This is a genomic window from Nonomuraea sp. NPDC050790 (genome assembly GCF_044456745.1).
Classification (GTDB): domain Bacteria; phylum Actinomycetota; class Actinomycetes; order Streptosporangiales; family Streptosporangiaceae; genus Nonomuraea.
This window is the reverse complement of sequence record NZ_JBITGF010000001.1, coordinates 1,527,146-1,542,691: the sequence shown is the minus strand read 5'-3', so window position 1 is coordinate 1,542,691 and position 15,546 is coordinate 1,527,146. Positions and strand designations below refer to the sequence as shown.

Here is a 15,546-nt window from a genome sequence, read left to right as displayed (position 1 = left end):
GAGTGGCCTTTCATCGCGGGAGAGGTCGGTACGGCGTGGCGGCGGGCATCGACGGGTCGCCGCCGGTCCAGTGGCCCACCAGGTTCGCGTACAGGGGTGAGCGGCTCACCAGCTCGCGGTGCGATCCGGCGAGCACCTGGGAGCCGTCCATCAGGACGACCCGCTGTGCCCGGACCGCGGAGCTCATGCGGTGAGCGATCACGATGAGGGTTCCGGGGCGCGCGGCGAACGCCGTCTCGGCGCGGTGCTCGGCGGCCGGATCGAGGTGGCAGGTGGCCTCGTCGAGTACGACGACGCGGGCGGGCGAGGCGTGGGCCCGGGCCAGCGCGAGCAGTTGTCGTTCCCCCGCCGACAACCACGACGGCTGCTCGATCAGGGCGGACAGGCCGCCGAGCCGGCTGACGAGCCGTTCCGCGCCCACGGCGGAGACGGCTTCCCCGATGCGCTCCCTGGCAGCCTCGGCGTCGCCGGGGCACAGGTAGGCGAGATTCTCCGCGACCGTACCTGAGAAGACGTACGCCTCCTGGGGTACCAGTGCGACGGCCGAGCGCAGCGTCGTGGGCGGCACCGCGCCGATCGGCACGCCTCCCAGCAGCACCTGGCCCCGGGTGGGCACGCGAAGGCCGGTAAGAAGCATCGACAAGGTGGACTTGCCGATTCCGCTCGGGCCCACCAAGGCCAGGTGCTCGCCCTCCTCGACCTCGAGATCGAGATCGCGGACGACCGGGGCCGCCCCCGGGGCGTAGGCGAAGGTGACGCGCTCCAGGCGTATGCGGTGGCCGGCCGGGACGGCGGCGACTCGCGGCGGGGTGGGCGGGGGTGTCACGGCTGGGGGCGCGAGGGTCTCGGCGATCCGGCGCAGCGTGACCGCCAGAGGCACCGCCCAGCCGCTCACCGTCCCGACGAGCGAGCGCAGGGCCGGGTCGAGACCGGTGGCGAGGTAGGCGACGGCGCCGACCACCTCGCCGGCGCTGAGGTGCCCGCCCTCGATCAGCGGCCTGGCCGCCAGGATCAACACGAGCAGGGGCACGTGCGCGCCGAGCGTCACGATGAGCCGCCGGGTGGTGCCGGCCCACGCGAGCGCAACCCCGGCCGCCGCCTGGGCGTCGATGGCCGCCCGGACCGTGACGCGGGCCTCCCGCTGCGCACCGCACGCGGCCACGTCGCGCAGGCCGGCCAGGATGGGCGTGCTTTCGCTGGTCAACCGCTCGCCGGTCAGGATGAGCGCACGCTGGCGGGTGACGAGGATCCGCAGCAGCAGGACGAACACGATCAGAGAGAGCGCGACCGGCACCGCGACCGCGGCGGCCAGCGACGGTGACAGCAGCACCAGCCCGGTGAACGCGGCGACCAGGGAGATTCCGAGCGCCCGCGCGCTGCGCAGCAGCGCCGAGACCAGATTGCGCACCATCTCGACCTGTTCGGTGAGCCGGGTGATCGCCGCGGTGTCAGGCGGCTCGGCCAGTGCGACGGCGCGGTTCACGGTGGCGGTGACGACGGCGGTCACCAGGTCGTCGCGCAGCGGCTCGGCCACGGCCGCGAGCGCGGGGAACATCAACCTGGTGGCGGCCGCCTGTAGCAGCATGGCCGCCCCGAGGACCGCCAGCCAGGCGAACCCGGTGCCGGCGTCTCCCGGCAGGAAGCCGCGATCGACCGCATTGGCGATGAGAAGGCCGGACAGCAGGTTCGGCGCGGCCTCGACGGCCGACCAGAGCGCCGCCACGACGAGCGGGCGGGCCCGTGGCGCGAGCAGCCTGACCAGCAGCCGCCCGGCGCCGTCGCCGGGCCTGATCAGGGGCGTGCCGGTCATCGGCCGTCCCCTTCATCCCGGTCATCCCCGGTGGCGTTGAACATCGCTCGATAAGCGGGGTCATGCCACAGCTCCGCGTGGGTGCCGCGGGCGCGGACGCGGCCGTTGTCCATCCACACCACGAGGTCGGCGTGCGCGGCGGTGGTGGTCCGGTGGGCGACGACCAGCCGGGTGCGGCCGCGCATGCCCTCGGTCAGCGTGCGGATGACCTCGGCCTCGGTGGCCGTGTCCAGGCTGGACGTGGCGTCGTCCAGCACGGTCAGGCGAGCACGCCTGGCCAGCGCGCGGGCGAGCCCGAGACGCTGGAACTCGCCGCCGGACAGCGGGACCGCGTCCACGGGCGTGGCATAGCCAAGGGGCAGCCGCCGTACCACGTCGTCGATCCGCGCGGCGCGGGCGGCGGCGGTCACGGTCGCGGCCACGTGCTCGCGGTCCGCGGCCAGGCCGTAAGCGATGGCAGAGCCGAGATCGGGACCCAGGAGGGCCGGGCGTTCGAACGCGTACGCGACCTCGGCGCGCAGCACCACGGGGTCGATGTCGCGTATCGGCCGGCCGTCCAGCAGGACTTCGCCTTCGGTCGGGTCGATCAGCCCCCCGGCCAGGAGGGCGAGGGTGCTCTTGCCGGAGCCGGAGCTGCCGACGACGGCGGTGAGCAGGCCCGCGGGCACGTGGAGGTCCAGCCGCCGCAGCACGGGCATCGAGGCCGCGGCCACCGTCACGACGTTGAAGGACAGCGATCCTGGTCCGGGGAGGAGCGGGCGGTCGCCCCGCCGCTGGCCGGGCAGCGCGAGGACCTCGCACAGGCGTATCGCGGCGGCACGTGAGTCGATCAGGTCGAGCAGCGTGTCGAACTGGTCCATCACCGTCATGGCCAGGGCCGTGTAGCCCGCGACGGCCAGCAGCGACCCGGGGGCGAGCACGCCTTCGGCGATGCCGAGCCCGGTTACGCCGAGCACCAGCAGCTCGATGAGCACCAGGAGCAGCGACACCTGCCAGACGCTGCTCGCCTGGGCCCGCCATAGGGCGCGTCCGGCGGCTGACAGCTCGGTGAGCGGGGCGAGCACCCTGCCGATCTCCCGTTCGGTGGTTCCGGAGGCGCGCACCGTGCGGACGCCGGCCAGGGTGTCCAGGAGCCGGCCGGCCAGCCGGCCCTGGGCGTCCTGGTAGCCGCCGTACAGCTGGGACGCCCGGTCGACGAACACCCGTACGGCGACGAGCAGCAGGGGCACGCCCGCCAGGAACGCCAGCCCCACCCGCGTGTCGATGCCGAACAGGGCGATGACGCCTCCGATGGAAGTGAGGAGCCCGGCCACGGCCCGCAGCAGCGTCAGCGGCACGTGACCGGCCGTCATGGCGTTGCCGCCCAGACGGCTGGCGAGGTCGCCCGCCGGGAACCGGCGGGCGCGTACGACGTCGAGGTCGAGCACGTGGTCGATGAATCTCGTCCTGAGCCCCGCGGTGCCCGAGGTCATGGCGACCGCGCCGGCCACGCCGCCGACGACCTCGGCGGCCGCGGCAAGCAGGATGAGGCCGGCGAGCCAAGCGACCGCGACGGCCGTGCCCCGTCCCGCGAGCACCGCGTCCGCCGCCGTCCCCAGTACGGCGGGCAGGGCGAGAGCCGCGCCCGACGACACCAGGGTCGCGGCGGCGACGACGAGCAGAGGGGTCCGCGTCGTCCGGGCGAGGTCGCCGAGAAGACGGTGGGCGTCGGCGTATGTGACGGCCCGGCCCGGATCGCGCATCCTGATCTCGTCCTTCCGTGTGGGCTAGCCCACGGTGGGGCGAGTCTGCGTCTGATCGGTGGAGCGGGTGCAGGTGCAGGCGCAGGGGTACAGGAGGACTTCCTCGTCGCTGGGCAACATGTCGAGGACGGTAACGTCGAGTTCCATGGCGAGGCCTTTCTACGGAATGGTCTGGGTCAAGGACGGGACCACGGACGAGGGCCACTTTTTCGCGGTCCGGACGCCGGTGCCGGGTGATGGCGGTGAAACCCGCAGGTCCTCCCGTGAACGGGATCGCGGACGCGTGCCCGCCATCCCGTTCACGGGACCAGCGGCCTCACCTCATGCGGTCAGGCTTCCTCTGTCACCAGATATAGGTGTAGCTGCAGGTTTTGCCGGTGCAGGTGTGCGCGCACGTCTCGGTGCAGGCGGCGAGCGGGGACTCCTCGACGGGGAAGAGGTCCAGTACGGCGATGTCGAGTTCCATGATCATTTTCCTTTCGATGCGGATTGCGGCTTACGGGTGTCAGGTGGTGGTGATTCGGCAGGTCCTGCCCTTGCAGGTGATTCCTTCGCAGGTGATCGAGCAGGGGTAGAGTCGCTCTTCCTCCACGGCGGGGATCATGTCGAGCGCGGTGACGTCCAGTTCCATGGACGACCTTCCTTTCCTGGTTGGAGCTCTTGGGATTGGAGCTCTTGGGGGTTGGAGCCCGCCGCCGTTCGCGGCGGGCTCCCACCTTCGGCGTGCCCGCGTCGCCGCGGCGTGCGCCGCGGCGTGCCACGGCGGACGGACGCCTCAGGCGGGGCTTGGTGGCGCGAGAGCCGGTCAGACGGCCATGCGCGGAGGGTCGCCGCGGAGGAACCCGGCGACGCGCTCCCTGAGCTCGTCGCCGCCGGCCTCGGCCAGCGGGTCGTGACCCGCTCCGGGGATCTCCAAGTAGGTCAGGTCCGGCAGCCGGTCACGCAGGTGCCTGGAGTGGGCGACCGGAATGATCGGGTCCTCTGCCCCGTGCACGATCAGCACCGGCAGATCGAGGTGCCCCGCGAGCCGGAGCAGGTCGCGTGGACCCAGTTCGTCGAGGATTTCGTCCCGGCCGCGCAGCCGGTCCAGCAACGCCCGGACCGGTGGCGGGCCGTCCTCGTACAGAGCGGGCCCGGAGACGAACGGAGCGACGACCGCTACGCGAGACCACAGTCCGGGGCTCGCGGCGGCGGCGAGCAGTGCGAGGAACGCTCCGTAGCTGGCGCCGTACAGCAGGGGGGCGGGCCGGTCGGCCCCCCGGGCGCGCGCGAGCCACCGGCCCAGAGCGAGGACGTCGGCCAGGTCGGGACCACCCCAGACACCGCGTATGGCGTCCCGATGCGCCGGGCCGTACCCGGTGCTGCCGCGCTGGTTCGGCGCGACGACCGCGATGTCCCCGAGGGCCATGCGCTGCAGAGTCGGCTCGAAGGCGAGCTGCCAGGCGGCCTCGGGACCTCCGTGCAGCGCCATGACGACGTGCTCGCATTGCTCCGGCCGTCCGTAGACGACGGCCTCCATCGTCCCCTCGGCCGCCTTGACGTCCATCAGCCGGGCGGGGATCCAGGGCGAGAGCCGCGGGCGGCGCGGGGCCGCGCGCCCGGCCGCATTCCGCACGCGGACGGGGTGGGGCGGCTGGTCCGGCGTGCTGTGCACGACATGCAGGCCGCCGTCGCTCCACGCGGCGACCGGGAGCAGCGTTCCCGGCGGCAGGTCGATCTCCTCGGAGGTGTCGGCGGCGAGGTCGTGCAGCAGCAGGTGAGAGCGCGCGCCCCGGGTCACGGCCAACGCCGCCCTTCGCCCGCCGGGTTCGAGCGCCAGCGGCGTCACGACCCCCTCGATCCGGTTGAGCCGATCGGGGAACACGGCGCGCTCCTCGCCCTCCCGGTGCAGGCCGATCCGGTAGGCGTCGTCGAACCGCGTGGCGACCAGTGACACTCCCGCACGCGGCGCGTGGCACAGCAGGTGAGTGTCCGCGAGGCCGTCGTGCAGGGCGCTCAGCTCGCCGGTCTGGAGGTCGAGCACGGCCCCACGCCCTGTGTCGTCCCGCCGTACCGCCAGGCGGTCGCCCCGCTCGTCGAGCCAGACACCGCCGCGCAGCGTTCCCGGCACCACGCACAGGACCCTCGAAGTCCCGGAGCCCGCCGTCAGCCGCAGGACGGTGGTGGCGTGCCGGTCGTTGACGAAGGCGAGCCCGGCCGGCCCCGCGGCCGGGCCGGGGATCGAGCGCAGGCCGTCGCCGCGCACCACCGCCAGCTCGCGGGCGACCGCCTCGCCGTGCTTCCCAGGCCGGGCCAGGGCGAGACGGTGCGTCCCCTGCTCGCCGATGCGGCACAGGATGACCCCGTCGTCGCCGGTGGGGATCGGCACCGTCGAGACGGTCAGGCCGCCGACAGGTACGGGCACCGTCTCGGGCCGGTCGCCGGTCAGCCGCCACAGGCCGACGGTGAGATCGGCGCCGCCCGACAGGCAGGCGAGCCGGGTGCCGTCTCCGGAGAAGCGGAAGTTGAGCCGCCGGGCGTCCATGAGGCCGGACCGCGACCGTGCGGCACTCACGCGGGGTTCCCAGGTGCCGCGTCGGCCATCCAGGGACGGGGGCCACCATGGCCGAGCCGCAGCAGGAAATCCAGGACGCCGGCCATGCCGGTGTTCCAGCCCAGTGTCAGCTCCACGCCGCTCTCGTCGGGCACGAGGAGGAGCCCGTCGTGAAGTACGGCGTTCGCCCACAGCGAGGCGGCGATCTCCTCCGCCTGAGCGCGGTAGCCGGGCTCGCCGAGCAGATCCGCCATGTCGAGCAGGAACTGCCCGTCTCCGGCCAGGCCGTGACAGGCGGCGGTGCCGGAGCCGAAACGCTGGAAGTGGGCCACGCGGGCGGCTCCTTCCGCCGCCTCCCTGAAGCGGTGGTCACCGGTGGCGACGTGCAGCCGCACCAGGAACGTGCCCACTCCGGAGGACCCATTGCACCAGTGCGGCAACCTCGTCGTACTGCCCGGCCCCTCGGTCCACCAGATGGCGTCGTCATCGCGGACGCCGGCGGCCAGCAGGGTCTCGCCGGCGGCCACGGCCAGGTCGAGGTGATCGTCACGGCCTAACGCCGTGCCGGAGGCGAGGAGGAACGCTCCAATGCCCGCCACGCCGTGGGCGAAGCCGTAGTGCCTGACACCGGCGAGCGCCGAGTCGAAATCGGCCGGAACCTCCCAGACGACTCCGCCGTCTTCGCTCAGCGCGGCCTTGACGAGGGCGTCGGCGCTGGCGGCGGCCTGTCCGGCGAAGACCTGGTCACCGGTCGCGTGCCAGAAGTGCAACTGGGCCAGTCCCGCTCCGGCCAGCCCGTGGCAGACGTCCGGGTTGGGCCACTCCGTCGGCAGGTCGCGGGCCATACGCAAGGCCTGGGCGCGCAGGCCTTGCTCGCCCAGCGCGCCGGCGGCCTCGAACAGCGCCCAGGCGATGCCGGCGCGGCCGAAGTACAGTCCCGGTGAGGGCCGCGGCTCCCCGGTGAGCCGCCGGACGGTCCATCCGGCCACCTGGCGCAACCCCGCCAACACCTCCTCGCGGCGGCCGGGCGCGCGGCCACCGGGCCGTTCCGCAGTTCCGGCCGGGCCCGCGAGACCTGCGAACAGGGTCAGGACACCCGCGGTGCCGTACTGCACCGCGCACGGGTCGGCGGTCGCGGCGAATCCGCCGGAGGGCCACAGGCCACCCCGGCGACCCTCGGTCACGCCGACGACCACGCTGCGTAGGACGTAGGTGAGCCCATCGTCCAGGAGGCGTTCCCGGTCGGGCGCGGCGAGTCGGTATCCGATGCCACGCCCGGACACGCCGGTCCGCGCGACGGTGCCGTCGAGGAAGGCTCGCAGCCGGTCCATACCCCACCGGTCCTGCGGCCGTTCGGCCATCAGCCCGGCGACCGCAGGGGCGAAGGCCATGGCGATCGGGTCTCCGGCCGTGGATACCCGCACCAGGTCGCCCAGCCGCTCCGCCCAGTCGCGCTGCCCGGCCGGGGCGTCCCCGGCCGCCGGCGGAGGGGAGCCTGTGGTCAAGTAGAGCAGGCACGCCCCCAGCGCGTAGAGGTCCGCGGCGGGACCGGGGGCGGGGCCGTGCACGGGCCCCCCGCTCTGCTCAGGCGGCGCGTAGCCGGGAGTATAGGCCCGCCCGACCTCCTCATAGCGTAATACGGTCATCTCCAGGTCGATGAGCCGGCAGTCGTCGTCATCGAGGACCATGACGTTGCTGGGCGTGAGGTCGCGGAACACGTGCCCCTGCAGGTGCACCGTGGAGACGAGGTCGCACAGCCGCCGCGCGATGCGAACGACCCGGTCGCGCCACCGGGCGTCGAGGCGCGACGGGCGGTTCGTGGCAACCCAGGCCGACAGCGGGATGCCGGTCAGACACTCCTGGACAAGGAAGACATTTTCGCCACTCTCGAACAGCGCGACCTTGCGTGCGGTGACGCCGGACGAACCGAACAGTTCGAGCATTCGGCCCTCGTGCCGCAGCAGGTCCCTGCCGTCAGTGCCGTCGAGCGAGGCCCCGAGATGCGGCCGAGCCTGCTTGATTACGACCTGACCGCCCTCCACGCGGTCCTCGGCGAGGAAGACGCCGCCTTTGGAGCCGTGCCGCAGCGCCTTGCGGATCACGAAACGGTCGGCGAGCAGCACCGCCTCCGGTGGCGTGGTCCGCGCCGGTGCCCGGCCCGAGGGGAACGGGCACGCGGCCCACTCCGGCGGTGAGTACCAGGCGTTGCGGGCGTCGGGCACCCGCGTGCCGTCGGGGGCGGTCAGGCGGGACTCGTACGATCCGTCGTTGCCAAGCTCACTCGGGGCGGAGAACACCCCGTAGCGATAGTGGACGAGGCTGCCGGCGCGGTAGGCGCGATCCGAGAGGATCGGCGGGCCGGGCAACCCCCTGGTGGCACGGTCCAGATCCTCGGCGATCCGCACCGCGGCGTCGTCGTCCGGAGGGTAGACCGTGATGAACTTGCCGACCGACCCGCGGTTCTGCTCCCGGGCCACCAGCCCCGCCAGGTCGTCCAGGGTGGCGGCGAACTTGAACGGGCACCGGTGGCGGGCGAGCACCTCCACGGCGCGGGCGAGCACCACCGGCGCAGACAGCGGGATCGCCGAGACGTGCAGCTTCCAGCCCTGCGCCCTGTCGGACGAGTCGTCGGGCGTGACATGCGTCCAGGGGCTTCCGGGTTCGATGCGCCAGCCGGGAACACCTCCAGGCTCGTCCGGCGACCGGTTCTGGCACCCTCGTACGGCCCGCGCCATCGCCGCGGCGGCGACATCGAACAGGACATGATCATCATTTTGCGTGTGCACGGTGATTTCAGACACCTCCCTGCCCCAGCCGTCCACCCTTGTCGTCGGATCCGAACCGGGCCCGGATGCACGCAGCCGCGACGGACGCGCCGGGCCCGACGTCGCGGGCACGATACGACCGGACATCGGTGACAGTCGGCGCGAAGACGATCCCGGCCCCGGCTCCCGGGCGCCCCGGGTCAATGGCGCGAATGGGCATGAGTGATCTTTTCTTCCGTGATCGAACCACGGGTCCCGGCGGATGCCGGGCCCGGACAGATTCGCCCGCGAACGCTCGCGTGCGAACCCATCCGGATCATTCACCGTGGGCGTCCCGGGCCCCCAGAGTGAAATGTCCCGGCTTTGCCCGCCGCGAGGAAGACTCGTGTCCTGACCGGGGCGGGACGCGTCCGGGTCCTCCGGCAGGCCCAGCGCGGTGAGCACGTCCGGCCGGACCGCCTCCCACGCCTGGCCTTGGCGTGCATGTTCACCGTGCCGTCCTCGTGGACGGACCGGCCGAACACCAGGCGCTTCCGCGGGCCGTTCGCCACGGTCGCCTCGATCAGCCGGCCCGGAATCAGCGGTGCGGGAAGCCTGCTGCGGTAGGCCGGCACGGCCGGCAGTCGCTGCATCGCCGCCAGCACCGGGGGCACGCTCGGCGTTGGCACCGAAACAGATCGCCTTGGGCAGCACATTGGGGGGTCGAGGAGGATGGCGGCTTTTGCCAAGGAGCCTCGGGGTCAGCCAGCGTCTCAACAATGAGTTCGCACCATGTGATGGCCGCGTTTGCTGCAAGATGAGCGTGCCGGGGCCGGAGCCCGTGTCGGGCGCTGGCAGGCCCGTGGCCGGTCCGTAGCCGCGGTTGCGTAGTTCGGCGACGCCTACGGCGATTGCGCTGGAGCTTCCCAAGATCTTCTTGACGGCGTCGGTGCCGTCCGGGCGCAGTTCGTTGGAGAGGGTCGGCGGGTCATGGGGGCGGCGCAGTTGGGGGAAGGCCTGCAGGTGGGCTTCGGCGCGGGCGACGTCGGCCGGGCTCATGATGGCGTGGCGACGACGTTGCCGGCCCAGTGCTCGGGGGTGTGGACCGGTGGGGCGCCGCAGGTCGGGCAGCCGGGTGTGTGGCAGGCGTATCAGGCGTAGCCGTCCTGGCAGACGTCGGTGGCGCAGTCGTCGTCGTGCGGGCAGTGCGGCCGTAGATCTGGGGCTGGCCGTCAGTGGCCGGGGTGGGCGGCAGTGGCTCGCTGGTCAGGTGCCGCTTGAGCATGGCGATGGTGAAGGCGACGTGCTCGCGGGGGCTCGTCCTCGGTGACGGTGATGCCCGCGGCCTGCTTGTCGGCCTGGACGAGGAGCGCGAGCTCGGCCATGTCGCGATGGTCAGGACGGCGGCGGGCCGCTCGGGGGCGGGCGCGGAGGAGTCCGCGGTGGTGGTGCGGGCCAGCAGGGTGGCGCGGGCCTGCTGGTAGGACACGTCTTCCTGGGCGGCGCGGGCCAGCTTGCGGTTGTCCCTTCGGCATCAGCGTTCCTCGTCTCCCGGCGGAGCACGGCCCGCGTCTGGCTCCGCCGACAGGAAAAGGATCGCCAGCGGAAAGGATCACCTGCTGCGCGGAGTCTGAGACTGGCCCGCCTTCGGGGCCGCCCGCCCGGGAGCGGGGTCTTCTCCGTCATCGCCCGGGCGCCGCGTGGGCGACACATTGGGCTCGGGATGGCGGGCGCTTCCGCCGTAGGCGTCATCGTAGAACAGCTCGCCGACATTTTCGCGGCAGTTACCCACGCGCTCCCTCCGCCCAGCGGTGAGCGGAGGCCGGGGCGGTGTCACGTCCCCTGCCGGGTGTGCGGGCCGGTGCGCGTGGCGATCTGGTCCAGGACGTCGAGGAAGTAGGTGAGCCAGGCGCCGCGGCCGAGCCGGTCGAAGTCGGGCCGCAGCGCGTCGGCGGCGGTGGATGCCGGCGAGGGCGGCGGCGCTGAGCGGCGGCTGCTCTACCCAGTGGCCGTCGCCGTGTCGTCGGGGCCGGGGGCGACGAAGTGGCGCATCGGCGCCTGGGCGTGGGCCAGTTAGGGGCGCGGGGGTGGGCCAGGGTGTGGGGCAGCCAGGCCGCCGTGGTCGTAGCCGGTCAGCCGGCCGTCGCGGCCCGGAGGTTGCCGACCCGGTCGTGGTTGCCGATCAGCGCGTCCAGCAGCCCGACCTCATCGCCCGCACCTTTGACTTCATCGAGATCTCCGGCCCGATGCCCTGTCGCGGCGCCAGCCGCAACGTCCGTATCTACGCCGAGGTACGCCCCGCCGAACCTGCCGAGTAGCGCGACGGCCCCAGGCACGCCGGCAAGCACCGCCTGGGGCCGCACCCCTATCTCACACATTTGAATAGAAGTCCCCCAGCATGACCGCATCCACAAGCCCGGACCACCCCACCAACCCGCGGCCCGGACCCTCCGGAACACGCCCGGCCAGGAAGAAGCGCGACATGAGCGCGCAAGGGCTCACTGTCGACGACATCTGCACCGAACTCGGCATTCACCGCCGCCGCACCTGGCGGCACTGACGCAAGGGCTGCGGAAGCAGGACTGCCTCCTCCCGGAGAAGGGCTGGGGGCGGATCACGCTGATCAGGACGCGCTCGCAGAGCAACACCCGCTACATCGACTCCGGACGTTCCTTCGACGAACGAGGCCTCAAGCACCGCCAGGGAGACGACGACCGCGTCGGGCCGATCCCGCCCGAGCTGGTCGCCATCCTGCGCGCCCACATCGACACCTTCGGCACCGCTCCCGACGGCCGGCTCTTCTTCACCCGCGGTGGAGGCACCTTTTTCGGGACCTCCTATGCAGAGGTCTGGCGAGCAGCCCGCTGCCTGGCGCTCACCCCCGACCGGGTCGCTTCTCCCCTGGGGGTCGCCCTACGACCTGAGGCACGCTGCGGTGTCTCTCTGGCTCAACGCCGGCGGGCACGCCCCCGAGGGCGCCGAGCGGGCCGGGCACAGCGTGGACGTGCTCCTGAGGACCTACGCCAAGTGCATCGACGGCCAGCAGGACATCGCCAACCAACGCATCGAGAAGGCATTGGAGCCATGATCCACAACGCATCGCTTCGGAATATGTGCGGAATGATCACTACCGCTGAGCGCTCCCCATCACGCTCCGCCGCAGATCAGAGGGCCATTTCCCACTCGAGCCGACGTTCCAGTAGATGTGGCACGGCGAGTCGAGGTGGGTGACGGTGTTGCCGTGGAAGGTGAGGCCGAGCCGTTCGGTGGAAAAGCCCCAGTGCCGGTCGTTGCGGAACGCCGCCACCGGCATGTTCTCGGCGCCCGGCATGTCGGCGGCGCACGGGCACGTCGTGGTCGAGCGCTCCATCTCCTGCGGCACCGCCACCTCCCACGCGCACGACACACTCCGCCCATGGCGTACGGCTCGCGCCGCCGCCAGCCGTACCTCATCGGTGATGTGGTTCAGCGTGCCGAGCTGGTCGTCGTCGCCCCACCGGCCCCAGTTCGACAGCGTGTCGAAGTAGCCGAGCACGTCGTCCTGCGTGGGCGTCGGCCGTGTCATCCCAGACTCCTCCGGTCACGTGGAGCTGGCATGCTACTAGAACCTACGACACCAGGACCGGGACGAGCAGCGCCAGGCAGGTGATCAGGCCCTACAGCGCGGGGGCCGCGCCCACCGCCGGCACCAGCTCGTCGTACGGCACGCGCACCATCCCCTCCCGGCCCGCGCGCACGACCACCTGGCGGCCACCGGTGCCGACCGAATCCACCCGCCCACGGGCAGGAGACGTGGTCGAGCCCGAGCACTCGCGTGCCTAACCTCTCAGACCAGAACACCTAGCCCGCGACGGACTTGGCGGCCAGGCCGTCGGTGGCGGTCCTGACCAGCTCGGCCATGCCGGTGGCGGGGTCGACGAGGGCCACGTCCGCCCGGCCGTCCAGGCCGACCGCGATCCGCGCGCCGTGGAAGCTGAGCATGCCGTCGCGGGCGTCGCGCAGGTGGGCGCCGGGCAGGGCGCGGTCCTGGGCCGGGGACTTCGGGGAGAACAGGCGCAGCCCGGGGTCGGTGAGGGTCCACAGGGCGGCGAGGCGGCCGTCGGGGGCGGCGGCCAGGCCGGCCTCCCAGCGCGGCAGGGAGGTGACGTCGCGCAGGGGCTTGAGGCCGAGGTCGTAGAAGCGCAGCAGGCCGCAGGACGGGGAGAACGCGGCCAGGCCGGTGTGCGGGAGGTAGGCCAGACTGTCGCCGAATCCTTGGCAGGGGGCGCCGTCGTCGCCGCGGGGCGGCGGGAGCCGTACGCCGGTGAGGCGGGCCGCGGTGACGTCGCGCAGCACCGTGACGGCGCCGAGGGGAGCCTGGTCGTCCATGCCGTCGTCGTCCTGGCGGCCGGGCCCGTCCCGGCGCTCGCCGGTGGCGCCGATCATGAGGCCCACGCCGCCGCCGGCCAGGGGCCCCATCGCCAGGCGGTCGCCGAAGTGGTCGGCGGACTCCGCGGCGCCGGGCACGCCCCTGGTGTCCTGGGTGATGCGGCGCAGGAACGTGCCCTTGCTGAACAGGTAGACGGCGCCGCCGGGCTTCTCCTTGGGGGCGCCGATCGCCATGAGGTCGCCGTGGACGGCGACGGACTGGCCGAAGGCGGCGTCCTCCCGCGGCGCCGGGGAGACGAGCCTGGCCGGTGGTCTGGCGGCGCCGCCGTACAGGATGTGGACGGCGCCCGCCGCCTTCTTGCCGGCCACGTCGTGGGTGCGGCTGCCGACGACGAGGTCGGCGCAGCGGTCGGCGTCGACCTTGGCCATGGTCACCGTCCAGCCGAAGCCCCGCATCCGGTTGCCCGGCGGCGTGGGCAGGCGGATGACCCTTCCGGCCGACAGGACGTGCACCTGGCCGGTGGTGCCCAGGTAGCCGATGGCCAGGTCGTCGTGGCCGTCGCCGTCGAAGTCGCGGGGGCCCGCCTGTGCGCAGTCACTCCTGGCCTGCCGGGTGGCGGGCGGCGCGGAGACGGGCGGCTCCGGGGTGGGGGTCGCGGACGGCAGGGGGGCCGGGCTCGGGGCGGAGCAGGCCGACAGGACGCACAGCAGCACCGCGATCCTCACAAAGGACGCCATGGGACGACACTATGGAAGAATTTCCCGGAGTCTGGCAGGGGGCCGGAATCGGGAGGGACTCATGCGTTCACTGGACGTCCGCTGGATCCACGGATCGGAGTCGGCCAAGCACAACACCGACGACGACCTCCAGGTCCACGTCTACGACCAGGACACCGTCATCCTCCGCCAGAACAAGGCGATCCATTACGAGGCCCCGTTCCTCTACCTGCTGTTCGGCGCCGAGCGGGCCGTGCTGCTGGACACGGGAGCGACCGCCTCGGCCGAGCTGTTCCCGCTGCGCCGCACGGTCGACGCCCTGTTGCGGGACAGGAACGCCGGACCCGGCTACGAGCTGCTGGTCCTGCACACCCACGGGCACGGCGACCACGTGGCGGGCGACGCCCAGTTCGCCGATAGGCCCGCGACCACCGTGGTGGACGCCTCCCTGGCCTCGGTCAAGGACTTCTTCGGCTTCGACGGCACCGACATCGCCCGCCTGGACCTCGGCGGCAGGACCCTGGAGTGCCTGCTCACCCCGGGCCACCACGCGGCGGCCGTCACCTACTTCGACCCGGCCACGGGCTTCCTGCTGACCGGCGACACCGTCTACCCGGGCCGGCTCTACATCGAGGACCGGGCGGCCTTCACCACGACGATCGACCGGCTGATCGCCTTCGCCGACACCCGCGAGGTCAGCCACCTGCTCGGCTGCCACATCGAGATGACGGCGACGCCGGGCGTGGACTACCCCGTGCGCACCACCTACCAGCCCGACGAGCCGCCGCTGCAGCTCCCGCCCGCGCGCCTGCGCGACATCCGCAAGGCCATGACCGAGATCGGCGAGCGCCGCGGCCGCTACGCCTACGACGACTTCGTCATCTGCCTGGACTGAATCGACCGTTCATCGGCGCGTGCCGACCGTTCATCGCGTTTACCTGTCGTTCATCGTTTGCTGTTAAACCGATGAACCGCGGCTTACGTACCATTGTCCGCACCACCGCCAAACATCGGAGCACTATCACCCGTATTCCCCCGAAGGGCCACCATGCCACCGTGCACGCGAACGCGCCCACGGCCCACCCCCGGGCCGAGCCCCCGGCTGCGTAAGCAGCTTCAGGCACCTTTACCCCCCGCCCCTCCGCCCCCGCGGCCGCCGTCCCAGGACCTGCATCGCCGCTACGCCGAACTCCTCCAGGAGGTCCGCATAGGTCAGACCTGTGTGCAGTACCTCGCCGGGTTCCTGATGGCGCTGGCGTTCATGCCGCGTTTCACGGAAATCTCGCCGTTCCAGCGATGGGTGTACGTCGCCGCCCTGATCACGACTCTGCTCGCGGCGGCGCTGCTGACCGCTCCCGCGCCCTTCCACCGCCTCATCCACGGGCGCCACCTCAAGCGCAGGCTCCTGGCGATGTCCAACCTGCTGACGCTCTCCGGAATGCTCCTGCTGATCATCGCCCTGGGCGGGGCGCTGCTCCTGGTGCTGGACGTGATCGGGATGGAAAGCGGGCCGCTCATCGTCGCGGCGATCCTGGTGGCCTTCCTCGCGGTCTGGTTCGCGCTGCCGATGTGGTATCGGATCCGGCATGGAACCGTCGACAAGGACCAGCTCACCGGGAGCCGGTGACTGCC

16 protein-coding genes and 1 pseudogene are annotated in these 15,546 nt (G+C 72.4%); 7 read left to right on the top strand and 10 right to left on the bottom strand.

The window, feature by feature from the left end; translation table 11 throughout:
• Positions 1 to 10: 10 nt before the first annotated feature.
• From ACIBEJ_RS06955 to lanL, 7 genes are all read right to left on the bottom strand, one after another.
• Complete coding sequence (locus ACIBEJ_RS06955) at positions 11 to 1,810, bottom strand: ABC transporter ATP-binding protein (RefSeq protein WP_397181669.1); 1,800 nt, start codon at positions 1,808 to 1,810, stop codon at positions 11 to 13.
• On the bottom strand, positions 1,807 to 3,552 hold the full coding sequence (locus tag ACIBEJ_RS06950) for an ABC transporter ATP-binding protein (RefSeq protein ID WP_397181668.1): 1,746 nt from the start codon (positions 3,550 to 3,552) through the stop codon (positions 1,807 to 1,809). Before ACIBEJ_RS06950 ends, ACIBEJ_RS06955 begins: the two co-directional genes overlap by 4 nt.
• Positions 3,553 to 3,576: 24 nt before the next feature.
• Complete coding sequence (locus ACIBEJ_RS06945; protein WP_397181667.1) at positions 3,577 to 3,699, bottom strand: ALQxL family class IV lanthipeptide; 123 nt, start codon at positions 3,697 to 3,699, stop codon at positions 3,577 to 3,579.
• A 196-nt stretch (positions 3,700 to 3,895) separates the two neighbouring features.
• Positions 3,896 to 4,018, bottom strand: a complete 123-nt coding sequence (locus ACIBEJ_RS06940) for a hypothetical protein (protein ID WP_397181666.1) — start codon at positions 4,016 to 4,018, stop codon at positions 3,896 to 3,898.
• A 39-nt stretch (positions 4,019 to 4,057) separates the two neighbouring features.
• Positions 4,058 to 4,183, bottom strand: a complete 126-nt coding sequence (locus tag ACIBEJ_RS06935) for an ALQxL family class IV lanthipeptide (RefSeq protein WP_397181665.1) — start codon at positions 4,181 to 4,183, stop codon at positions 4,058 to 4,060.
• A 174-nt stretch (positions 4,184 to 4,357) separates the two neighbouring features.
• Positions 4,358 to 6,106, bottom strand: coding sequence for an alpha/beta hydrolase family protein (locus tag ACIBEJ_RS06930; RefSeq protein ID WP_397181664.1), 1,749 nt, complete (start codon positions 6,104 to 6,106; stop codon positions 4,358 to 4,360).
• Positions 6,103 to 8,886: a class IV lanthionine synthetase LanL gene (lanL, locus tag ACIBEJ_RS06925; protein ID WP_397181663.1), complete on the bottom strand. Its 2,784-nt coding sequence runs from the start codon at positions 8,884 to 8,886 to the stop codon at positions 6,103 to 6,105. Before lanL ends, ACIBEJ_RS06930 begins: the two co-directional genes overlap by 4 nt.
• A 447-nt stretch (positions 8,887 to 9,333) precedes the next feature.
• Here lanL and ACIBEJ_RS06920 point away from each other — a divergent pair, with 447 nt between their 5' ends.
• Positions 9,334 to 9,456: a hypothetical protein gene (locus ACIBEJ_RS06920; RefSeq protein WP_397181662.1), complete on the top strand. Its 123-nt coding sequence runs from the start codon at positions 9,334 to 9,336 to the stop codon at positions 9,454 to 9,456.
• Here ACIBEJ_RS06920 and ACIBEJ_RS06915 read toward each other — a convergent pair.
• Positions 9,428 to 9,688 (bottom strand): annotated as a pseudogene (locus tag ACIBEJ_RS06915) (hypothetical protein); the annotation flags it as partial. The gene ACIBEJ_RS06920 and the pseudogene ACIBEJ_RS06915 overlap by 29 nt on opposite strands.
• A gap of 424 nt (positions 9,689 to 10,112) precedes the next feature.
• Between ACIBEJ_RS06915 and ACIBEJ_RS06910 the strand changes: the two are divergent.
• From ACIBEJ_RS06910 to ACIBEJ_RS06895, 4 genes are all read left to right on the top strand, one after another.
• A complete protein-coding gene (locus tag ACIBEJ_RS06910) occupies positions 10,113 to 10,313 on the top strand; it encodes a hypothetical protein (protein ID WP_397181661.1) in 201 nt (66 codons plus the stop codon).
• A gap of 687 nt (positions 10,314 to 11,000) precedes the next feature.
• On the top strand, positions 11,001 to 11,147 hold the full coding sequence (locus ACIBEJ_RS06905) for a hypothetical protein (protein WP_397181660.1): 147 nt from the start codon (positions 11,001 to 11,003) through the stop codon (positions 11,145 to 11,147).
• Between the two features lie 80 nt (positions 11,148 to 11,227).
• Positions 11,228 to 11,389 carry a hypothetical protein gene (locus ACIBEJ_RS06900; RefSeq protein ID WP_397181659.1) on the top strand — a complete coding sequence of 54 codons (162 nt, stop codon included), beginning with the start codon at positions 11,228 to 11,230 and terminating at the stop codon, positions 11,387 to 11,389.
• 375 nt (positions 11,390 to 11,764) lie between these two features.
• Positions 11,765 to 11,917, top strand: coding sequence for a hypothetical protein (locus ACIBEJ_RS06895; RefSeq protein ID WP_397181658.1), 153 nt, complete (start codon positions 11,765 to 11,767; stop codon positions 11,915 to 11,917).
• 39 nt (positions 11,918 to 11,956) lie between these two features.
• On the opposite strand, the gene ACIBEJ_RS06890 is transcribed toward ACIBEJ_RS06895, so the two are convergent.
• Both ACIBEJ_RS06890 and ACIBEJ_RS06885 read right to left on the bottom strand, forming a co-directional pair.
• Positions 11,957 to 12,394: a hypothetical protein gene (locus tag ACIBEJ_RS06890; RefSeq protein WP_397181657.1), complete on the bottom strand. Its 438-nt coding sequence runs from the start codon at positions 12,392 to 12,394 to the stop codon at positions 11,957 to 11,959.
• A gap of 275 nt (positions 12,395 to 12,669) precedes the next feature.
• On the bottom strand, positions 12,670 to 13,935 hold the full coding sequence (locus tag ACIBEJ_RS06885) for a hypothetical protein (RefSeq protein WP_397181656.1): 1,266 nt from the start codon (positions 13,933 to 13,935) through the stop codon (positions 12,670 to 12,672).
• A gap of 61 nt (positions 13,936 to 13,996) precedes the next feature.
• Here ACIBEJ_RS06885 and ACIBEJ_RS06880 point away from each other — a divergent pair, with 61 nt between their 5' ends.
• Positions 13,997 to 14,809, top strand: coding sequence for an MBL fold metallo-hydrolase (locus ACIBEJ_RS06880; RefSeq protein ID WP_397181655.1), 813 nt, complete (start codon positions 13,997 to 13,999; stop codon positions 14,807 to 14,809).
• A 153-nt stretch (positions 14,810 to 14,962) separates the two neighbouring features.
• Complete coding sequence (locus ACIBEJ_RS06875; RefSeq protein WP_397181654.1) at positions 14,963 to 15,541, top strand: DUF6328 family protein; 579 nt, start codon at positions 14,963 to 14,965, stop codon at positions 15,539 to 15,541.
• Positions 15,542 to 15,546: the final 5 nt, after the last annotated feature.